This window comes from Bradyrhizobium betae (assembly GCF_008932115.1).
Classification (GTDB): domain Bacteria; phylum Pseudomonadota; class Alphaproteobacteria; order Rhizobiales; family Xanthobacteraceae; genus Bradyrhizobium; species Bradyrhizobium betae.
The window spans coordinates 1,041,532-1,059,448 of the sequence record NZ_CP044543.1 but is presented as its reverse complement, the minus strand read 5'-3'; the positions used below and the strand labels follow the sequence as shown (position 1 = coordinate 1,059,448).

13 protein-coding genes are annotated in these 17,917 nt (G+C 66.0%); 8 read left to right on the top strand and 5 right to left on the bottom strand.

Annotated features, from left to right (window positions below; genetic code table 11):
• Positions 1–111 precede the first annotated feature (111 nt).
• The 6 genes from F8237_RS05205 (at position 112) to F8237_RS05180 (ending at position 10,615) form a co-directional block, all read left to right on the top strand.
• Positions 112–1,635 (top strand): UxaA family hydrolase, encoded by a 1,524-nt coding sequence (locus F8237_RS05205; RefSeq protein WP_151642715.1) that lies wholly within the window; start codon positions 112–114, stop codon positions 1,633–1,635.
• A 189-nt stretch (positions 1,636–1,824) separates the two neighbouring features.
• On the top strand, positions 1,825–2,346 hold the full coding sequence (locus tag F8237_RS05200) for a PAS domain-containing protein (RefSeq protein WP_151642714.1): 522 nt from the start codon (positions 1,825–1,827) through the stop codon (positions 2,344–2,346).
• Positions 2,324–3,628, top strand: a complete 1,305-nt coding sequence (locus tag F8237_RS05195) for a methyl-accepting chemotaxis protein (RefSeq protein ID WP_162005881.1) — start codon at positions 2,324–2,326, stop codon at positions 3,626–3,628. Before F8237_RS05200 ends, F8237_RS05195 begins: the two co-directional genes overlap by 23 nt.
• 277 nt (positions 3,629–3,905) lie before the next feature.
• Positions 3,906–7,175, top strand: coding sequence for a transglutaminase family protein (locus F8237_RS05190; RefSeq protein ID WP_151642712.1), 3,270 nt, complete (start codon positions 3,906–3,908; stop codon positions 7,173–7,175).
• Between the two features lie 27 nt (positions 7,176–7,202).
• Entirely contained in the window at positions 7,203–9,740 is a 2,538-nt protein-coding gene (locus F8237_RS05185; RefSeq protein ID WP_151642711.1) for a circularly permuted type 2 ATP-grasp protein, read from the top strand.
• Positions 9,737–10,615, top strand: a complete 879-nt coding sequence (locus F8237_RS05180; RefSeq protein ID WP_151642710.1) for a transglutaminase family protein — start codon at positions 9,737–9,739, stop codon at positions 10,613–10,615. Before F8237_RS05185 ends, F8237_RS05180 begins: the two co-directional genes overlap by 4 nt.
• 21 nt (positions 10,616–10,636) lie before the next feature.
• On the opposite strand, the gene F8237_RS05175 is transcribed toward F8237_RS05180, so the two are convergent.
• The 5 genes from F8237_RS05175 to F8237_RS05155 form a co-directional block, all read right to left on the bottom strand.
• The gene (locus F8237_RS05175; RefSeq protein WP_151642709.1) at positions 10,637–11,461 is read right to left on the bottom strand and encodes a phosphodiesterase; all 825 of its coding nucleotides are present in this window, start codon (positions 11,459–11,461) and stop codon (positions 10,637–10,639) included.
• A gap of 65 nt (positions 11,462–11,526) precedes the next feature.
• A complete protein-coding gene (locus tag F8237_RS05170; RefSeq protein WP_151642708.1) occupies positions 11,527–12,807 on the bottom strand; it encodes an ABC transporter substrate-binding protein in 1,281 nt (426 codons plus the stop codon).
• Positions 12,808–12,836: 29 nt separating this feature from the next.
• On the bottom strand, positions 12,837–13,673 hold the full coding sequence (locus F8237_RS05165; RefSeq protein WP_151642707.1) for a carbohydrate ABC transporter permease: 837 nt from the start codon (positions 13,671–13,673) through the stop codon (positions 12,837–12,839).
• Positions 13,670–14,617, bottom strand: coding sequence for a carbohydrate ABC transporter permease (locus F8237_RS05160; RefSeq protein ID WP_151642706.1), 948 nt, complete (start codon positions 14,615–14,617; stop codon positions 13,670–13,672). Before F8237_RS05160 ends, F8237_RS05165 begins: the two co-directional genes overlap by 4 nt.
• Positions 14,610–15,761: an ABC transporter ATP-binding protein gene (locus F8237_RS05155; RefSeq protein ID WP_151642705.1), complete on the bottom strand. Its 1,152-nt coding sequence runs from the start codon at positions 15,759–15,761 to the stop codon at positions 14,610–14,612. The genes F8237_RS05160 and F8237_RS05155 overlap by 8 nt, the downstream gene beginning before the upstream one ends.
• A gap of 143 nt (positions 15,762–15,904) precedes the next feature.
• On the opposite strand from F8237_RS05155, the gene F8237_RS05150 reads away from it, so the two are divergent.
• Positions 15,905–16,813, top strand: coding sequence for a LysR family transcriptional regulator (locus tag F8237_RS05150; protein ID WP_244626077.1), 909 nt, complete (start codon positions 15,905–15,907; stop codon positions 16,811–16,813).
• Positions 16,814–17,035: 222 nt separating this feature from the next.
• On the top strand, positions 17,036–17,863 hold the full coding sequence (locus F8237_RS05145; RefSeq protein WP_151642703.1) for a metal-dependent phosphohydrolase: 828 nt from the start codon (positions 17,036–17,038) through the stop codon (positions 17,861–17,863).
• Positions 17,864–17,917 lie beyond the last annotated feature (54 nt).

Here is a 17,917-nt window from a genome sequence, read left to right as displayed (position 1 = left end):
CGGAGGCTTGCGAAGTACATGACGTGACAACTAGGCCCCGGCTCAGCAGCGCATCGTTTTACGCTGCGCTGCGTCCGGGGCGCGATGCTTGAAGACCCAAGGAGACCTTCCATGACCATCAGCCCCGTCATTCGCCTGCATCCCGATGATGGCGTGCTGATTGCGCGCGCGAGCCTGCCGCCGGGCACCTTGGTGGCTGACGGCGTGACGACGGTCGAGCGCATTCCCTCCGGCCACAAGGTTGCGATCAAGCCGATCGCGGTGGGCGAACCCATCAAGCGCTACGGCCAGATCATCGGCTTTGCGACCATTCCGATCGCGCCGGGCCAGCACGTGCACGTGCAGAACTGCGGCATGGGCGATTTCGCCAAGGACTACGCCTATTGCGTCGACGTCAAGCCGACGCCGAACTTCGATCTGCCGGCGACCTTCGAGGGCATTCGCCGCCCGGACGGCCGTGTCGCCACGCGCAACTATATCGGCATCCTCACCTCGGTGAACTGCAGCGCGCATGTCGCGAGCCTCGTCGCCGATATCTTCAAGAAGAATCCCTTCACCGGCGACAACCCGCTGGCCGAATTCCCCAATGTCGACGGCGTGGTCGCGCTGACCCACAAGACCGGCTGCGGCATGACGCAGAACGAGCCGCTCGCGCTGCTCCGCCGCACGCTTGGCGGTTATGCCCGGCACGTCAACTTCTCCCACGTCATCGTGCTCGGCCTCGGCTGCGAGGTGAACCAGATCGGCGGCCTGATGGAAGAGCAGAAGCTCGCCGGCCGTCTGCGCGCGATGGACATCCAGGAGGTTGGCGGCACCCGCAAGACGGTGGAAGCCGGCATCGCCTTCGTGCGCGAGGCCCTCGCCGACTCCAACAAGGTGAAGCGCGAGTCCGTTCCGGTGAGCGAGCTCACCGTGGCGCTGCAATGCGGCGGCTCGGACGGCTATTCCGGCGTGTCAGCCAATCCGGCCCTTGGCGCCGCCAGCGATCTCATCGTGCGTCACGGCGGCACCGTGATCCTGTCGGAGACGCCGGAGACCTACGGCGCCGAGCACCTGCTCACTCGCCGCGCCGTCAGCCGCGAGGTCGGCGAGAAGCTGGTCGATCTCATGCGCTGGTGGGACGAGTACACGACGCGCGAAGGCGCCGAGATGAACGCAAATCCGAGCCCCGGCAACAAGGCTGGCGGCCTCACCACCATCCTGGAAAAATCACTCGGCGCGATGGCCAAAGCCGGCACCACCAATCTCGTCGACGTGCTGCGCTATGCCGAGCCCGTGACCAAGCGTGGTTTCGTGTTCATGGACACGCCCGGCTACGATCCCGTCGCAGCCACGGGGCAGGTCGCCGGCGGCGCCAATCTGGTCTGCTTCACCACCGGCCGCGGCAGCGTGTTCGGCTGCAAGCCGGCGCCGTCGATCAAGCTCGCCACCAACACGCCCATGTACAAGCGCATGGAAGACGACATGGACGTCAATTGCGGCACCATCCTCGAAGGCGAGGAGACGGTCGAGCAATGCGGCCAGCGCATCTTCGAGTTGATTCTGAAGACCGCTTCCGGCCAGCCGACCAAGAGCGAGAGTTTCGATTTCGGCGGCGCCGAGTTCGCGCCCTGGGTGCTCGGCGCGACGATGTAGCTGCGCCCAGCGCGCTTCGCTGCGGAAATATGCAGGATCAGCGGGCGGCTCCGTACATCTACGGAGCCGGCACGTAGCCGCCCGCCCGGGTTCCGGTGCTCACTTAAGATTAATATTTCCTGCCGTAATCCTGATGATGATGCGGGCCACTCCTTCGAGGGCGCTGCCCTTCGTGAGGAAACGTCAACGATGACGCGTTCGATACGGCCGACCGGTGTGGAAAATCTCCTCGGCGAGGAGGAACTGATCGTGTCGAAGACCGATCTCAAGGGCCGGATCACCTACGCCAACGACGTCTTCATTCGCATGGCGAAATACTCCTACGCGGAGCTGATGGGCGCGCCCCACAGCATGATTCGCCATCCCGACATGCCGCGCTGTGTCTTCAAGCTGCTGTGGGACACGGTGCAGTCCAGGCAGGAGATCTTCGCCTACGTCGTCAATCTTGCAGGGGACGGCAGCCATTACTGGGTGTTCGCCCACGTCACGCCGACCTTCGACGAGCGCGGTAATATCGTCGGCTACCATTCCAACCGCCGCAAGCCGGATCCGGCGCAGATCGAACGCATCAAGCCGATCTACAAGACGCTGTGCGCCGAAGAGGCGCGGCATGCCAATGCCAAGGACGGCATGCATGCCAGCTTCGGCGCGATGGTCGAACTGCTCAAGCAACAGGGTGTCGGTTACGATGAATTTGTGCTCTCTCTCTAAGGCGCAGGGAGCGACCGCGCTCGCGTGTGTTCTTGCCGTCGTTGCATTCGCCGTCTCGCTGCTCGGTGTGACCGGCATCGCCGGCGCGGCATTGGCTGGCGCGATAGTCGCGTTGCTCGGCTACGCCGTCTGGTGCCAGCAGCGCACGGCGGTGGCCGTCGATGAGGTCGCTGACGTCTGCCGCAAGGCGGCGCGCGGCGATCTCGAGGCGCGCATTCTCAGCAACCGGCAGGCCGGACGGATCGGCGCGATCGAGAAATCGGTCAACGACATGCTCGACATCACCGACGCCTTCCAGCGCGAAGCCTCGGCGTCGATGGACTATGCCAGCCGCGGCAAGTATTTCCGCAAGATCCTCGCGCGCGGTCTGCCCGGCTCGTTCCGTCGTTCTGCGATCGTGATCAATTCCGGCACCAACAGCCTCGGCCGTCGTGTGGTCGAGATCGCGGATCTCGCAAAGCAGTTCGGCACGCATCTGGATGGGGTCGCGGGCACGCTCATGGGCGCCGCGACCGATCTCGAATCCGACGCGGGCCAGATGGCGGCGGCGGCCGAGAAGACCAGCCGGCAGACCTCCGGCGTGCTCAGCGCCTCCGACCGGGCCTCGCGCAATGTCGCGACGGTCGCGAGCGCGGCCGAGCAGCTCGCATCCTCGATTGCCGATATCGGCCGTCAGGTGGCCGGCTCGACCACGAGCACGGGTCGCGCGGTGAACGAAGCCAATCGCGCCGGCAGCGAGATCCGTTCGCTTGCGGACGCAGCGCTCCGGATCGGCGACGTCGTCAAGCTGATCAGCGAGATCGCCGAGCAGACCAACCTGCTCGCGCTCAACGCCACCATCGAGGCGGCGCGTGCAGGCGAGGCCGGCCGCGGCTTTGCGGTCGTGGCCTCCGAGGTCAAGAGCCTCGCCAACCAGACCGCGAAGGCGACCGAGGAGATCAGCGCCAAGGTTGGCGAGATGCAGCAATCGACCACCAATTCGGTCGCGGCCGTCGAGGTGATCGCGCAGACCATCACCGAGATCAACGGCATCACCGCCTCGATCGCGACCTCGATCGAGCAGCAGGGTCTGGCGACCCGCGAGATCGCCCGCAACGTTCACGAGGCCTCGTCCGGCACATCGCAGGTCTCGACCAACGTCACCGGCATCAGCGAGGCCGCCGCCGATACGGGACGCGTCGCCAGCCGCGTCAACAGCGCCTCCGAACGCGTCCATGGCGAAGTCGAGACGCTCCGGCGCGAGGTGACCCAGTTCCTGCAGCGGCTGACCTCGGCGGCGTAAGGTTTTCACCAAGAGCACGCTGCAACCCCTCTCCCCTTGTGGGAGAGGGTGGCTCGCCGCAAAGCGGCGAGACGGGTGAGGGGTCTCCGTCCTCACGAACGGTCTTGCCAGCGGAGAGAACCCCTCATCCGGCGCTTCGCGCCACCTTCTCCCGCAAGGGGGAAGGAAGAAAGCGGGCGGCCCGCACCTTGCGTAGGCACGGTCTGCCCGTTGTTAGTGCTTGATCGCACAGACCTCAGGTGTTCTGCTCAAAAAAGCTGCTGGAGCATCGCATCCCGTGTCGATCCACGTCGCGTTACACCACGTCACCCACTACAAATACGATCGCCCGATCGATCTCGGTCCGCAGACCATCCGGCTGCGGCCGGCGCCGCACACGCGCACGCCGATCCTGAGCTATTCGCTCAAGGTCACTCCGGCCAACCATTTCGTGAACTGGCAGCAGGATCCGCAAGGCAACTGGCTGGCGCGTTACGTCTTTCCGGAGAAAGCGACGGAGCTGAAATTCGAGGTCGATTTCACGGCGCAGATGACCGTGGTCAATCCGTTCGACTTTTTCGTCGAGCCCTACGCCGACAGTTTTCCGTTCGAATATCCGAAGGACTTGAAAACGGAGCTGGCTCCGTATCTGGAGACCATCAAGCCCGATCGCCTGTTCGCGAAATACCTCGACACGATCCCGCACGAAGCCCCGAACACGGTCAATTTCCTGGTCGACGTGAACAGGGAGCTGCAGAAGAAGATCAGCTACATCATCCGGATGGAGCCGGGCGTGCAGACGCCGGAGGAGACGCTCACCTCCTGCGCCGGATCCTGCCGCGACTCCGCCTGGCTCTTGATCCAGACCTTCCGTCATCTCGGTCTCGCCGCGCGTTTCGTCTCCGGCTACCTGATCCAGATCCGTCCCGACATCGATCCGATCGAGGGACCGCCGGAGGTGGAGAACGACTTCACCGACCTGCACGCCTGGGCCGAAGTCTATCTGCCGGGCGCGGGCTGGATCGGGTTCGACGCGACCTCGGGCATGCTCGCGGGCGAGGGGCACATCCCGGTCGCCGCCACGCCGCATTATCGCTCGGCGGCGCCGATCTCCGGCGGCGCGGGCTTTGCCGAAGTCGAGTTCGCCTTCGACATGAGCGTCAAGCGCATCCGCGAGGCGCCGCGCATCACCAAGCCGTTCTCCGACGAGGCCTGGGCCCGGCTCAACGATCTCGGCGAGCAGGTCGACGGCGATCTCGCCGCCGATGACGTGCGGCTGACGATGGGCGGCGAGCCGACCTTCGTCTCGGTCGACGATCTCGAAGCGGCGGAGTGGAATACGGAGGCGGTCGGCCCGACCAAGCGCGCGCTCGGCGACGATCTGATCCGCCGCCTGCGCACGCGCTTCGCGCCGGGCGGCCTTCTGCACTACGGCCAGGGCAAATGGTATCCGGGCGAGAGCCTGCCGCGCTGGGCCTTCGGCCTCTACTGGCGCAAGGACGGCGTGCCGATCTGGAAGAACGCCGATCTCATCGCGAAAATCGAGCAGCCCCGCCGCGCCGAGGCAAAGGACGCCGAGACCTTCATGGAGGGCGCGGCACTGCGGCTCGGGCTCGATCCCGGCTACATCATGCCGGCCTATGAGGACACCGCGCTCTGGCTCCAGAAGGAGGCCGAGCTTCCCGTCAACGTCGATCCGTCCGACTCCAAATTGGCCAATCCGGAGGATCGCGCGCGCATGGCGCGCGTGTTCGAGCAGGGCCTCAACACGCCGCGCGGCTTCGTGCTGCCGGTGCAGCGCTGGAACGCGCCGCCGCGCTGGCGCAGCGAGCGCTGGCAATTGCGGCGCAATCATCTGTTCCTGATGCCAGGCGATTCCCCTCTCGGCCTGCGCCTGCCGATCGGGTCGCTCGGCTACGTTCCACCCAACCAATATCCCTACATCGTCGAGCGCGATCCGATGGAGCCGCGCGGCAAGTTGCCGGTGTTCACCCTCGAAGCGCGCCCGGAAGCGCCGCCGCGGGCTCCGCTCGAGCAGCTCAACACGTCGATCCCGGTCCGCACCGCGCTGTCCGTCGAAGTCCGCGACGGCGTGCTCTGCGCCTTCATGCCGCCGGTCGAGCGCATCGAGGATTATCTCGAGATGATCGCGGCGCTCGAAGCCACCGCCGAGGAGATGCAGCTCCAGGTCCATGTCGAGGGTTACCCGCCGCCGTTCGATCCGCGCGTCGAGGTGATCAAGGTGACGCCCGATCCCGGCGTCGTCGAGATCAACATCCAGCCGGCGAAGAGCTGGCGCGACGCGGTCGATATCACCACCGGTCTCTATGAGGACGCGGGCAAGGTGCGACTCGGTGCCAACCGCTTCCTGGTCGACGGCCGCCACACCGGCACCGGCGGCGGCAATCATGTCGTGATCGGCGGCTCCAGTCCGGAGCACTCGCCGTTCCTGCGCCGTCCCGACCTGCTCAAGAGCCTTGTGCTGTACTGGCAGCGGCATCCGTCGCTGTCCTACTTCTTCTCCGGCCTGTTCATTGGCCCGACCAGCCAGGCGCCGCGCATCGACGAAGCCCGGCACGACAGCATCTACGAGCTCGAGATCGCGCTCTCCCACGTGCCGCCGCCGGGCTACCAGACCCCGCTCTGGCTGGTGGACCGCCTGTTCCGGCACCTGCTCGTCGACATCACCGGCAACACCCATCGCGCCGAGATCTGCATCGACAAGCTCTATTCGCCGGATGGGACCACGGGGCGGCTCGGCCTCGTCGAATTCCGCGCGCTCGAAATGCCGCCCGATCCGCGCATGTCGCTGGCGCAGCAGCTGCTGATCCGCGCGCTGATCGCAAAATTCTGGCGCGAGCCGCAATCCGGCAAGTTCGTGCGCTGGGGTACGGCGCTGCATGACCGCTACATGCTGCCGCATTTCATCTGGGAAGATTTTCAGGACGTGCTGTCCGAGCTGAAGCAGTCCGGCTACCCGTTCGAGGCGGAATGGTATCTGGCTCAGCTCGAATTCCGTTTCCCCGCCTTCGGCCGTATCCATCATGGCGGCGTCACGCTGGAGCTGCGGCAGGCGCTGGAGCCCTGGCATGTGCTCGGCGAGGAGGGCTCGGCCGGCGGCACGGTGCGCTATGTCGACAGCTCGGTCGAGCGGCTCCAGGTCAAGGCAGAGGGCTTCGTCGAGGGACGCCACATCGTCACCTGCAACGGCCGCCGCCTGCCGATGACCTCGACCGGCCGCTCCGGGGAAGCCGTGGCCGGTGTCCGCTTCAAGGCCTGGCAGCCGGCCTCCGGCCTGCACCCGACCATCCCCGTTCACGCGCCCCTGACCTTCGACCTGATCGACACCTGGAACGGCCGCTCGCTCGGCGGCTGCGTCTATCACGTCGCCCATCCCGGCGGGCGCAGCTACGATACCAAGCCGGTCAACACCTACGAGGCCGAGGCGCGGCGGCTGGCGCGCTTCCAGGACCACGGCCATACGCCGGGCCCGATGCAGCCGCCGCCCGAGGAACGCACAAATGAGTTTCCCCTGACCCTCGACTTGCGGACCCCGCTCCTGCAATGAGTATGAGGGCGGGGCAGGGAGAGGCGCATGGGCGAGGGCGCAGCCGAAGAGGACGACAGGGCGGGTAAGGCGCCAACACAACGTGAGAGCCAGCGCGAAGGCCAGCGCCGCCTCGCGCAATGGGTCCGCGACTATCGCCGCCTGCCCGGCATCCCCGACGAGTTCTTGGGGCCCGACGGCGCCCCGCGCGCGGTCTGGGGCCGCTTTTTCGACGCCTTCGGCGCGCTTGCGCCCGACGAGATCGAGCGGCGGTTCGGCATGGCCGACCGCCACCTCCGCGAGGCCGGCGTCACCTACCGCGCCCCCGGCGACGGCGCCGACCGGCCCTGGTCGCTCAGCCATCTGCCGCTGCTGATCGACGAGGCCGACTGGAAGCAGCTGTCCGCCGGCATCACCCAGCGCGCCGAGCTGCTCGAACTCGTCCTGCGCGACATCTATGGCGAGGGCCGGCTGGTCGCGGAAGGCGCGCTGCCGGCGGCCGCGATCGCCGGCAGTCCCGAATATCTCCGTCCGGTCTGCGGCGTGCCGCCGCCGGGCGGGCGCTACCTTTCGCTCTACGCCGCCGACGTCGGCCGCGGCCCCGACGGCCGCTGGTGGGTGCTCGGCGACCGCACGCAGGCGCCGTCGGGCGCGGGCTACGCGCTGGAGAACCGCCTGGTGCTCTCGCGCGCCTTCTCCGATCTCTACAAGTCGATGAACGTGCCGCGCGTCGCGCCGTTCTTCGAGGCGTTCCGCGACAGCCTGCGCGCGCGCGCCGATCGCGACGAGCCGCGGATCGGCGTGCTCACACCGGGCAGCTTCAGCGAGACCTATTTCGAGCATGCGACGCTGGCGCGCTATCTCGGCTTTCTGCTGGTCGAGGGCGACGATCTCGCCGTCAGTGACGACCGCGTTCACATCCGCACCGTCGCCGGCCTGAAGCGGCTCGACGTTCTGCTCCGCCGTGTCGATTCCAACTCGCTCGATCCGCTCGAGCTCGATGCGTCCTCGCATCTCGGCGTGCCCGGTCTGATCGACGTGCTGCGCAAGGATGGCGTCGTCGTCGCCAACATGCCGGGCTCCGGCGTGCTGGAGGCGCGCGCGATGCTCGGTTTCCTGCCGGCGCTGAGCCGCCGCCTGCTCGGCGAAGAGCTGAAGATGCCGCACATCGCGACCTGGTGGTGCGGCCAGCGCACCGCGCGCGACGAGGTGCTGTCGCGGCTCGACGAGGTCGCGATCGAAGGCGCCTACGGGCGCGGCGTTCCCGGTTTCGACAGCAACGGTCCGGTGCTCGCGAGCGAGCTCGACGCAAGCGGACGCCAGCGCCTGATCGATTCCATCACCGGGCGCGGTATGGACTATGTCGGCCAGGAGGTGGTGCGGCTTTCGACCATGCCGGTGTGGGAGCATGGCCAGATCACGCCGCGCCCCTTCGTGCTGCGCGTGTTCGCGGCCGCGACGCCCGACGGCTGGGCCATCATGCCCGGCGGCTTCTGCCGGATCGCCGAGCAGGCCGATGCGCGTGCGGTGTCGATGGGCGACGGTGCCCGCGCCGCCGACGTCTGGGTCGTCTCGGAGAAGAAGGTCGCGACCGCGACGCTGCTGCCGGCGACCGACAAGGTGCGCATCCGCCGCATCGCCGGCGTGCTGCCGAGCCGCGCCGCCGACAACCTGTTCTGGCTCGGCCGCTATCTCGAGCGCGCCGAAGCGACGCTGCGGCTGGTGCGGGCGCTGGGCTCGCCGAGCGGGCCAAGCAAGGGCACCGCGGCCTCGCTGCAATCGGCAGAGCGCATCCAGCGCCTGCTGGTGGCCTGGGGCGCGATCTCGCAAGCCTCGCGCGCGACGCCGGGACGCGTCACCGCCGAAGCGCTGCAGAACGCCGATCGTTTCGGCTCCGCGTTGTCGCTGGTGCGCGCGGCGCAGCGCACGGCGACCTCCTTGCGCGAGCGGCTGTCGCCCGATGCCTGGCAGGTCATCACCGAGATGGCCGAGCGGCTCGCCGTCGAGGTCGAGGACGATGACAGCGTGCTGAGCGCGGCCGAGCTGACCTTGCAGGAGCTCGCGAGCTTTGCCGGCCTTGCCCAGGAGAACATGAACCGCGCCGCCGGCTGGCGCTTCCTCGATGTCGGCCGCCGCACCGAGCGCGCCATCAACACCGCGCGCTTCGCGCGCCAGTTCGCCTATGACGAGGCCGGCGACGAGGATCTCGACATCCTGCTGACGCTGGTGGATTCCCAGATCACCTACCGCTCGCGCTATCTGCTGGCGCCGATCCTGGCCCCGGTGCGCGACCTCGCCGTGCTCGATAGCTACAATCCGCGGTCGGTGGCGTTCCAGGTGGCGACCCTGAACGAGCACATCGCGGCGCTGCCGAGCCTGAAGGAGCACGGCCTGATCGAGCGGCCGCAGCGGCTCGCGCTCGCGGTGCAGGCGATGCTGACCACGGCCGAAGCCGAGAAGCTGGAGGTCAAGTCGCTGTTCTCGCTGGAGCAGGATTTGCTCAGCCTCGCCGAGGCGATCGGGCTGCATTACTTCCCGCACGGCCCGAATGCCAGCCGGCCGGAAAAGCTGACGGGGCTGGCGTGATCTACGACATCCGGCACGTCACCACCTACGAATATGAGAGCGCGGTCAGCTTCGCTCGCTGCACGCTGCGGCTGGAGCCGAAGAACGGAGACGGCCAGGAGCTGATCTCGCACCGTGTCGAGATCCGTCCGCGGCCCGCCGAGCGGCATGTCCGCCGCGATTTCTTCGGCACGCTGACCGAGAGCATCGTGATCGAGACGGCGCATCGCAATCTGCGCATCGACTCGCGCTCGCGCGTGTCGGTCTCGCGCAAGCCGCCGGCGCGCGATGCCGCGAGCCCGGCCTGGGAGAGCATCCGCGACCTCGCGTTTGAGGCGACCAGTCTCGGGCCGTCCTCGCCGGTCGGCTATGTCTTTGCCAGTCCGCTGGTGCCGGTGCTGCGTCCGGTCAGCGCCTATGCCGCTTTGAGCTTTGCGCCCGGCGCGGGAATCCTCGCCGGCGCCGCAGATCTCATGCATCGCATCCGCACCGAGTTTCGCTACGACCCCAAGGCGACGGTGATCTCGACGCCGCTCGACGAGGTGTTCGACAAGCGCCATGGCGTCTGCCAGGATTTCGCCCATGTGATGATCGCGGGCCTGCGCGGGCTCGGTCTGCCCGCCGCCTATGTCAGCGGATACTTACGCACCATTCCGCCTGCGGGCCAGCAGCGTCTGCAGGGCGCCGATGCCACCCACGCCTGGGTGTCGCTGTGGTGCGGGGCGGAGCTTGGCTGGATCGATTTCGATCCGACCAACGATCTCCTGGTCGCAAACGACCATATCGTGCTCGCGGTCGCACGCGACTTTTCCGACGTCTCGCCGGTCGACGGCATCATCGTCGGCTCGCGGAAGCAGAAGCTCGGCGTCGCCGTCGACGTGTTGTTGGTGGAGTAGCAGATGATCGGCGCGCGCCGATCATCGCACCATGGTTTCGCGGTCCCAGGCCTGGTAGTCGGGCGAGCCTTCGACGCGGATGGGACCGTCGTAGCCGAATTCCACCATATGCACGGTCACGTAGTCGTCCCCGAAGAAGACGACGCCATAGGCCTGCGGCAGGTCGGACGCGCTCAGCAGCATGGTCTCGGAAAACAGCGGAAAGCTCGCATGGTTGGTGCCACGCAGCGACGAGGCGGGGATCCCTGCAACCGAGCCGGCGAGCGGCAGGTGACAATGGCCGAAGAAGACGTGGCGGATTTTTGTCCGATGGCGGCCGACGAGCTGCCGGAACGGAGCTTCGTCGAGCAGGCGAATCTGGTCGAAGGGAGCGAGATGCACCGGCATCGGGTTATGGTGCATGAACAGCAGAAACGGCCCATCGTGCTCGGCAAGCCGTGCCTCGAGCCAGCCAAGACGATCTTCGCAATAGCGCCCGGCATGCGTCTCCGGGTGGGCGGTGTCGAGGAACAGGCAGCGGCCGGCGGCTGTATCGTGGATGCCCTGGACAAAGCCGTTCTCATCGGCGAGATCGGGGAAGACGCTCAGGAAGGCAGCGCGCCGGTCGTGGTTGCCGATGCAAAGCCGGACCGGCAGCGGATATTCATCGAGGCGCTGCTTGAGCCATTGATAGTCGGCAACATCGCCCCAATCCGAGAGGTCGCCGGTAATCACCATCAACCCGGCGTCGTGATGATCCCGCAGGGCATGCGTAAGCGCCCGCTCGAAATTGGCGCGTGGATCGCGGCCGCCGATGGTGGCGCCCGGTGCCGTCAGGTGAATGTCGCTCAGATGAAGCAGCTTCATCGTCATCTCCGGCTGTGGAGGCACAGGGCGCCGATGGCGCCCTGTGCCAGTGGATGTCGGGACGCTCAGCGCGCCGCGCCGGTGGTCTTCGGCAGCAGTTTCTGCACGTCCGCCGTCATGTCGGCGAGGACGGCATCGGGTTCCTTCGCGCGGGCGCCGGAGATGATCGAGTTCAAGTGATCCTTGATCACGTCGGTGATCTTCAGGCCGTTGTCGCCGGGGAAGGCGTACCATTTCGTGAGCAGCGCGAGCTGGCCGACGGCGGTGAAGTTGTTGGGGTTCTTGACATAGAAGTCCTTCAGATAGACCTCGTTGGCAACCTTGTTGGGCGGCATGTAACCGGTGGTCTCGGCCATGATCGCGGCGCCCTTGGCACCGGTCCAGAACTTCACCGCTTCCCAGGCGGCATCGCGCTTGGCCTTGTCCTTGGCGAGGATCAGCACGACATTGCCGCCGGCCGGCAGCCGGCCGGTGGAAGCGGCGACGTCGGGGAACGGTATCGTCTTCAGCGCGAACTTGCCGCCGATCATCTGCGTGACCTTGTTGAGGTCCGAGGTCGAGGTGATGTGAAAGCCGGTCTTGCCGGCCGCGAACGCCGCGCGCATCGAGGGCTGGTCGAGATTGGGCATGCCGCCTTCATTGACGAGCCGTGCGATCATGTTGATCGCGAACTTGCCCTCCGGTCCGTCGAACGCGACTTTGGTCTCGTCGGCGTTGAGCATGGTGCCGCCGCGCGCGAACACCGGCGCTTGCCACAACCAGTTGCCTGTGATGTCCCAGGCATAGGTGACGCCGTTGGTGTCGTTGCCCAGTGCCTTGACCTTCTTGGCCAGCGCGATCAGTTCGTCCCAGCTCTTCGGCAGGTTGTTGATGTCCCCGCCAGCCTGCTTCACCAGATCGAGATTGACGTAGACGATGGGCAGGGAGATTGCGAAGGGCAGGGCATAGACCTTGCCGCCGGCGGTGCCGATGTCATACATCGCCTGATGGAAGCCTTGCTTGTCGAAATCCTTTTCGGCGGCGATGTAGCCGCCGAGTTCGGCCGGGATGTTCTTGTCGACCAGGACGCGGATGCGGTTCAGCCCCTGGAAGGACACGTCGGGCATCTGGTTGGTCACCGCTTCACGCAGCACCTTCTGGGTGGCGTCCTCGTAGGATTCATAAGGCGCACGCATGGTGACCTTGATCTCCGGGTGCACCTTGGCGAACTCGTCGGCGATGCGCTTGTGGGTCTCGGTGAACAGCTCCGGATAAGGATACTGCATCACGATCTCGGTTTGGGTCTGCGCGAGCGCAGAGCCGGCCGCAAGCGACAGAGCCGCGGCGGCGATGAAGGACTTCAGCATGGATAGTCTCCCTGGTTGAGGTAACGCGGTCACTTGATGCCGGTGAGGGTGATGCCCTCGATGAAGCGGCGCTGGGCAAAGAGGAACGCGATGACGAGCGGCGAGATGATCACCATCGCGGCGGCCATCAGCGGGCCATAGCTGGTGCCGGCCTCGTTGTTGCGGAAATGCGCAACGGCGAGCGGCGGGGTACGCAGTTGCTCGCTGTTGAGCACGATCAGCGGCCAGAAATAGTCGTTCCAGTGCGCGACCACCGAGAAGATGCCGAAGGCGGTGACGGCCGGGATCGCGGCCGGCAGCATCACCCGCCAGACGATGCCGAACTCGGAGATGCCGTCCATCCGCGCGGCATCGACGAGATCGTCCGGCACGGTCTTGAAGAACTGGCGCATCAGGAAGATGCCGAACACGGAAATCGTGAAAGGCAGGACGAGCGCGGCATAGCTGTCGAGCAGGCCGAGCTTGTGCAGCAACAGGAAGATCGGGATCGCGGTCGCCTGCGGCGGAATCAGGATCCCGAACAGCACGAGTGCGAACAGCGTCTCGCGGCCGACGAAGCGAAGTTTCGCCAGCGCGTAGGCCGCCGGCAGCGCCACCATGATCTGCAGCACGAAGATCGAGACCGTGACGATGACGCCGTTGATCAGGAAGCGCAGGAGATTGGACTTGGCGAAGGCCTCGCGCAGGTTCTCCCACAGCGCGAAATGGTGCGGGATCAGATGCAGCTCGCTGGAAAAGACCTCGGTCTGCGGCTTGGATGCGGTCGAGATCATCCAGATGAAGGGCGCCAGCATGATCGCGGCACCCGCGATCAGGAGGACGTGGCGGAGTATCGCCCGGTACGGGATGGGATGCGAATGGCTCATGTATAATGCACGCCGCGATCGGCGAGCCTCGATTTGACGAGCGTGAGGGCGAGAACGAAGACCAGGAAAACCACGGTGATCGCGGCAGCGTAGCCGGAGCGGAAGAACTCGAAGCCTTCCGTGTACATGGTGTGGATCAGCACCTCGGTGGATTTCGACGGGCCGCCCTTGGTCAGCACGTGCACGGTGTCGAACACCTGGAAGGAGCGGATGCCGGAGATCACCACGACGAAGGTCGTGACCGGCCCCAGCATCGGCCAGGTCACGAGGCGGAAGCGGGCCCAGCCGCTCGATGCGCCGTCGATCTCGGCCGCTTCGTAGAGCTGCTTGGGGATGGAGACGAGGCCGGCGAGAAACAGCACCATGTTGAAGCCGACGGCCTGCCAGATGCCGATCGCGCACAGCGCGTAGAGGGCGGTGCTGCGGTCCTGCAGCCAGGCGAAGGCCGGCAGGCCCGCGCTGCGCAACAGCCCGTTCACCAGGCCGAATTGCGGATGCAGCATGAACTCCCACACCACTGCCATGGCGATCAGGGTCGCCATGACTGGCAGAAAGTAGATCGTCCGATAGAAGCTGCGCAGGCTGGTCCCGCTCTGGATCAGCAGCGCGATCACAAGGCCCGCGATCACGGCGCCGGGCACCACGATCACGACATAGGTCAGCGTGTTGCGCAGCGCGATCCAGAATACCCTGTCGGCGAACAGGTCGTGGTAATTGGCCAGCCCGATCCAGGAGAAATGCGGCGCGCCGAGCTGATAGTCGGTGAAGGAGAGGGCGATCACGCCGGCGAGCGGACCAAGCAGCATGGCCAGCATGAGTGTTGCGGCCGGCGTCACCAGGGCGTAGGCGGAGTAGGTACGCCGGCTGCCGTGAGCTTGCGGCGCGCGCCTTGGCGCATCGGCGGAGACGATGGCCGCATCGATCGTCATGGAGCCGTCAGACATGGGCGTGCTCACGGATGCGCTCGCTCTGCTCCAGCCTGAGCTCGATCCGCTTTCCGGCGGGATCGAAAACCCGCACTGCGTCGGGGGCAAAGCCAAAGGCCGCACGACTGCCCATCACAGGCATGTGCCTGACATCCGCGAGCCGCGCGATCAGGCGCAAGGCGGCGCCTTCGACCGCGAGATGGACGAATGCCTCCGCGCCGAGGTTTTCCAGATGGACGACCGTTCCGGAGAATGGCCCTGCGCCGAGCTCGATCCGCTCCGGACGTACGCCGACGCGGCAGTCGCCGGCCGTCGCACCGCACGCAAGCTTCAGGGCCGTCCCCAGCACGTCGATGCCGCCGTCCTTCCGGATCCGGCCGGGGAGAATGTTGATCTTGGGACTGCCGATGAATTCGGCCACACGAATATCGTCGGGGTCGTTGTAGATCTCCGCGGGCGTCCCGGCCTGGATCAATTCACCGGCCATCATGACGGCGATCCGGCTCGACATGGTCATCGCCTCGGCCTGGTCGTGCGTGACGTAGACGAACGTTGCCTTGAGACGGCGGTGCAGTTCAGCGAGTTCTGCGCGCATGTGGACGCGCAGTTTCGCGTCGAGATTGGAGAGCGGTTCATCGAAGAGGAACGCCCGGGGCTCGCGCACCATGGCGCGGCCGACCGCGACGCGTTGCCGCTGTCCGCCGGACAATTGGCCCGGCTTGCGCCGCAGCAGCGGAGCGATGTCGAGTTGCTCGGCGATCCCGGCAATGTCGGCACTGATGAGCCGTTCCTTGGCACGTCGGCTCGGCAGCAGCGCGCCCAGGAGCGGCAGCCGTTCGATCGTGGAGAGGCGCCGCATCCGCAACGGCACCGCGATGTTGTCGAAGGTACTCAAATGCGGATAGAGCGCGTAGGACTGGAACACCATCGCGAGGTTGCGCGCGCTCGGGCGAATGCCGTCCACCGCGACGCCGTCGATGCGGATCTGGCCCGAATTCTGTGGCTCCAGCCCGGCAATGATGCGCAGCAGGGTCGATTTCCCGCAGCCGGACGGACCGACCAGCGAGATGAACTCGCCGTCCTCGATCCGGAAATCGATGCCCTTCAGGACGTCGGTACCGTCGAAGGATTTGCGGATTGCGGAAAGCTCGATTTGCGCCATTCGCGCTGGTTCCCTGCTGCCTGTTGCGGCGCACGGAGGAGTAGGGAGCGCGTGCGACATTCACATAACGATCAATGGCCTGGCTTATAGGCATCCCAGGTTTTGCTTTTGGGTGGTCCTGAACGGGGAATATCGGCCTTGGGATGTGTGTCGTGGCGCTGACGTCGTCGCGCGTCAGGGCGGTCAATGCGGTGTTCGAGACCGGCAGCTTTGCGGCCGCAGCCAGGCGACTAGGCGTGTCGCAACCTGCGGTTGCGCAGCTTGTGCGCGACCTGGAGGCCGAATTCGCCGTTGCGCTGTTCGATCGGCACGGCCAGAACCTGGTCGCGACGTCGTTGTGCCGTCGGCTCTATGCCTCGACAAACCGCATGCAGGCGATCGAGGCGGACGCGCTGGCCATCCTGGAGCAGCGCGATGAGCTGATGGGGGGAGAGCTTCGGATCGGGCTCGGCAACGCCATGCCGGGCATGGCGCTGATCGCGGCCTTTCGCAATCTCTATCCGAAGATCCAGATCAACATCGAGATCGGAAGCTGGTCGGCGATCATGGCGGCGGTGGTCGACCAGCGCGTCGACGTCGCTGTGCTGCCGGAGGTGCCGCAGGACAATCGCTTCCGTCGCGAGCCCTGCGTGCAGCAGCGCGTCGTCGCGATCTGCCATCCCGTTCACGACCTGAGCCGTGAATCGCGCGTGTCCGTCGCCGGCCTGATGCAGTATCCGCTGGTGTTTCGGACCCGGGATTCGTCGACCCAGCGCGCCGTGGACAGGGCGTTTCGCGCCGTCAATCTGCGCGCAAGTCCAGCGATCATCGTCAACACGCGGGAGGGCATGCTGGAGGCGGTCGCCAATCGGCTCGGTGTCGGGTTTGTCTGGGAGCACGGCTCGAGCCGCGTCGACCGTATCGCCAAGGTGGCGATCGCAGAAATCAAGGCGGAGTCGCCCGAATACATCTTCTCGTTGGCCGGCAGACGCGGCAAACTGGTCGAATTGTTCTATCTGGCCAGAAGTCTGTCGCGCTCGGCCGAGGGCGCCGACATCCTGGCTGCGCCCTGAAGGGGCGGTCGGACCGGGACCGTTCCCTGCCCACCCTCAAGGTGTGACGAAATGTGACCTCAACCGGGATGTTGCGTAGCGGGATTGTAACATATTGCCAAATTTGGGTTCCCGGGATTTGGTCAGGTGGCCCAAGATGGTCTATGCTGGCCCCTGCGTCGAGGACAAGAGCGGGGCGTCGGGAGAACGCGTGGGACACCACCGACAAACGGGGCTGAATCCATGATCACGTTGCCAAGACTGGCGGCCGAATCCCTGGAGAAGTTGCTGGGCACGTTCATGCGTCGGCGCTACGACGAGGACTCTGCCAGGATCGTAGAGGGGGCGACGCGCACGGCACTGGAGTGCATCGGCAACAGTGACGCCCTCTACCACAATATCGAGCATACCATGCTGGTGACGCTGGCCGGCCAGGCGATCCTCCAGGGCCGGCATCTGCATGGGCACCTCTCGGCGGAGGATTATACCCACATCCTCGTCGCCTGCCTCGCCCACGACATCGGCTACGTCCGTGGCCTGTTCGAGGACGACGACGAGGACGGCTTCGTGATCGACGCGGCGGGGAGCAAGGTCTCTCTGCCGCGGGGTGCATCGGATGCCAGTCTCATGATGTATCACGTCGACCGGTCGAAACTATACGTAGAGCAGCGGCTACGGCCGGTCGAGGGGCTCGACAGCGAGCGCATCGCCCGCGCCATCGAGGGCACGCGTTTTCCGGCCCGCGAGGGCCAGGACTACGACGAGGACGCTTCGATCCTGCGCGCCGCCGATTTCATCGGCCAGCTTGGTGATCCCAATTATCTGCGCAAGGCCAACGCGCTCTATTACGAGTTCGAGGAGGTCGGCATGAACCGCCAACTCGGCTACGACTCGCCCGCAGACATCGTGAACCGCTATCCGCAGTTCTACTGGAACAGCGTCGCACCCCACATCCAGACCGAGATCGGTTATCTCAACAAGACCGAGATCGGCCGGCAGTGGATCGCCAACCTCTACAGCAACGTCTTCCGCGCCGAGCGCGAGATTTCGCTGTCAGGACCCCAGAAATAAGGCCGAGCAGGGCGTTGCGCCGCGTCCCGTCAGTGATCCAATGCGGCTGCTGCA

Excerpts from the sequence above, each read along its gene's own strand:
- F8237_RS05200 (WP_151642714.1), top strand. The coding sequence starts at position 1,825 with ATGACGCGTTCGATACGGCCGACCGGTGTGGAAAATCTCCTCGGCGAG.
- F8237_RS05155 (WP_151642705.1), bottom strand. The coding sequence starts at position 15,761 with ATGGCGCAAATCGAGCTTTCCGCAATCCGCAAATCCTTCGACGGTACC.
- F8237_RS05175 (WP_151642709.1), bottom strand. The coding sequence starts at position 11,461 with ATGAAGCTGCTTCATCTGAGCGACATTCACCTGACGGCACCGGGCGCC.
- F8237_RS05185 (WP_151642711.1), top strand. The coding sequence starts at position 7,203 with ATGGGCGAGGGCGCAGCCGAAGAGGACGACAGGGCGGGTAAGGCGCCA.
- F8237_RS05150 (WP_244626077.1), top strand. The coding sequence starts at position 15,905 with ATGTGTGTCGTGGCGCTGACGTCGTCGCGCGTCAGGGCGGTCAATGCG.
- F8237_RS05165 (WP_151642707.1), bottom strand. The coding sequence starts at position 13,673 with ATGAGCCATTCGCATCCCATCCCGTACCGGGCGATACTCCGCCACGTC.
- F8237_RS05170 (WP_151642708.1), bottom strand. The coding sequence starts at position 12,807 with ATGCTGAAGTCCTTCATCGCCGCCGCGGCTCTGTCGCTTGCGGCCGGC.
- F8237_RS05205 (WP_151642715.1), top strand. The coding sequence starts at position 112 with ATGACCATCAGCCCCGTCATTCGCCTGCATCCCGATGATGGCGTGCTG.
- F8237_RS05145 (WP_151642703.1), top strand. The coding sequence starts at position 17,036 with ATGATCACGTTGCCAAGACTGGCGGCCGAATCCCTGGAGAAGTTGCTG.
- F8237_RS05195 (WP_162005881.1), top strand. The coding sequence starts at position 2,324 with ATGAATTTGTGCTCTCTCTCTAAGGCGCAGGGAGCGACCGCGCTCGCG.
- F8237_RS05160 (WP_151642706.1), bottom strand. The coding sequence starts at position 14,617 with ATGTCTGACGGCTCCATGACGATCGATGCGGCCATCGTCTCCGCCGAT.